The sequence below is a fragment of the Candidatus Pseudoscillospira sp. SGI.172 genome (assembly GCF_050313575.1).
Taxonomy (GTDB): Bacteria; Bacillota; Clostridia; order Oscillospirales; family Oscillospiraceae; genus Vermiculatibacterium.
Map to the genome: position 1 here is coordinate 1 of NZ_JBNPLQ010000066.1, position 1,927 is coordinate 1,927.

A 1,927-nucleotide genomic window follows, 5' to 3' on the forward strand; every position below is an offset into this window, starting at 1 on the left:
GCCCGCCGCTTATGTTTCCTCTGACCCAGATTGCTCAGCAGCCACAGCCATTGTTGCATCCGCAGCCGTTGTTGCAGCCACAGCCGCCCCAACCGCCGCCGCAGCAGCAGCAAATGATAATAAGGATCAGGATAATCCACAGGCAGCCCCCGCCGCCAAAGCCGCCACAGCCGTTATTGCAGCACCCCATACAGAAGTACCTCCCAAAAGAAGATTTGAAGTCCGGTAGGCTTCTTCCCCTGCCCGGCTTCAATCCATCTTATGCGGGGGCTTACAAAGGGTTCTCACTGCTCGGCAATTCCTCCATCGTTCCCACGCACCGGTTGATGGGGGTGCCAAGCCGATAAAACTTTTCCTCGTAATCCGTCATAATCCCACGCGGACCATTCTCATGGAGGTTGCGTGTGACCTCAGACAGGCGGAATCCCGCCTTCGGAAATTGAAACAGCGACCACTCAAATAGGTCATGGTTGTCTGTTTTAAAATGGACCTCTCCCCCACTGCTCAGCACCTTACGGTACCGCAGAAGAAATCCCGGGTGGGTCAGACGGCGTTTGGCATATCGCGCTCCAGGCCACGGATCACAGAAGTTGACGTAGATCCGATCCACTTCTCCAGAAGCAAAATACGCCTCCAGATCCGCAGCATCGGCGTCAATAAAAAAGACGTTTTTCAAATCCAAATCCCGCGCCCGCTCTGCAGCAATCACCATTGCATCCGGGATCCGCTCCACTGCAATGATCAAAGCCTCCGGTTCAGCCTGGGCCGTACCAACAGTAAAACGTCCCTTTCCGCAGCCCAGTTCCACCCGCAGTTCACCGGCCGTTGGCATTAGCTCCCTCCAGCGCCCCCGAAAGCTCTTTGGATCAGCGATCACCAAGCCGCCGCAAGCCTCCAGCCGCGGGATCAAATTGGGCTTTTTTCTCATTCGCACGGTCTTTCCCTCATTTCAGAAAATTGTGAGATCTGTGATTGTAGAATAACACAGGGAAAGAATTCTTGCAATCCTGTCGGCCTTATTATATAATAATAAATAATCATAGGGCAGTAAAAAATACAAGTGTTTTTTGGGCGCGCAGATTGTTCATCAGCGAAGGCTTTTACCGAACCCCGAAAGCGCCTGAAGCACTGGCAGTAGCGGCACTGCGCCGGTTGTAAATCATCTTTGAAATCCCTGTAAGAGAACAGGAGTATTCACAGACAACGAATACTAGGAAAACTCTTTTCGGTATGTTATAATGGCAAAAAGTCAATATCCGGGTGTAGCGCAGTTGGTAGCGCGCTTGCTTTGGGAGTGCCGTGGCGCTATCCGGGACGGGGCAAGTCGAAACGCCGCAAAGCCTTGCGACGCCTGCGTTTGCGGGATTTTCCCCGATTGCAGAAAGCGGCACAAAATCGCCTTTGACCACATAAATGACCACAGACAGAAAAAACTTTATTTTTACCGCTCGCCGTGGTATAATAGCAAAAACTGAATATCCGGGTGTAGCCCAGTTGGTAGGGCGCCACATTTGGGATGTGGAAGCCGCGCGTTCGAGTCGCGCCACTCGGACCAAAAAGCCCTCCAGAGGTTATGCTTCTGAGGGCTTTCTTTGTTTTATGCGACGCAACAAATGAAATGCCACACTCTGTATTTCCTCATGTTTTATTTTCCCTTGTTCTAATCTATAATACCAATACAGATTTTATTTAATGAAATTACGGAGGTGAATTCTTTTGGGTGACAAGTACCGAGATCCTGTCCATGGCTTTATTGAAGTGACTGATCTTGAAAATGAAATTATTAATTCCACGCCATTTCAGCGGCTCAGAAATGTAAAACAGTTAGCAATGACATACCTTGTTTTTCACGGCGCAGAACATACTCGCTTTGGTCATTCGATAGGTGTAATGCATTTAGTCACAAGAGCTTTTGATTCTGCTGTGT

At 49.8% G+C, this 1,927-nt stretch carries 1 protein-coding gene, 1 tRNA gene and 1 pseudogene; 2 read left to right on the plus strand and 1 reads right to left on the minus strand.

Annotation, left to right across the window (positions count from 1 at the left end; all coding sequences use genetic code 11):
* Nucleotides 1–271: 271 nt before the first annotated feature.
* Nucleotides 272–928 (minus strand): tRNA (guanosine(46)-N7)-methyltransferase TrmB, encoded by a 657-nt coding sequence (trmB, locus tag ACQRD3_RS13430; RefSeq protein WP_080908823.1) that lies wholly within the window; start codon nucleotides 926–928, stop codon nucleotides 272–274.
* A gap of 551 nt (nucleotides 929–1,479) precedes the next feature.
* Here trmB and ACQRD3_RS13435 point away from each other — a divergent pair.
* A tRNA-Pro gene (locus tag ACQRD3_RS13435) sits at nucleotides 1,480–1,555 on the plus strand.
* 161 nt (nucleotides 1,556–1,716) lie between these two features.
* Nucleotides 1,717–1,927 (plus strand): annotated as a pseudogene (locus ACQRD3_RS13440) (HD domain-containing protein); the annotation flags it as partial.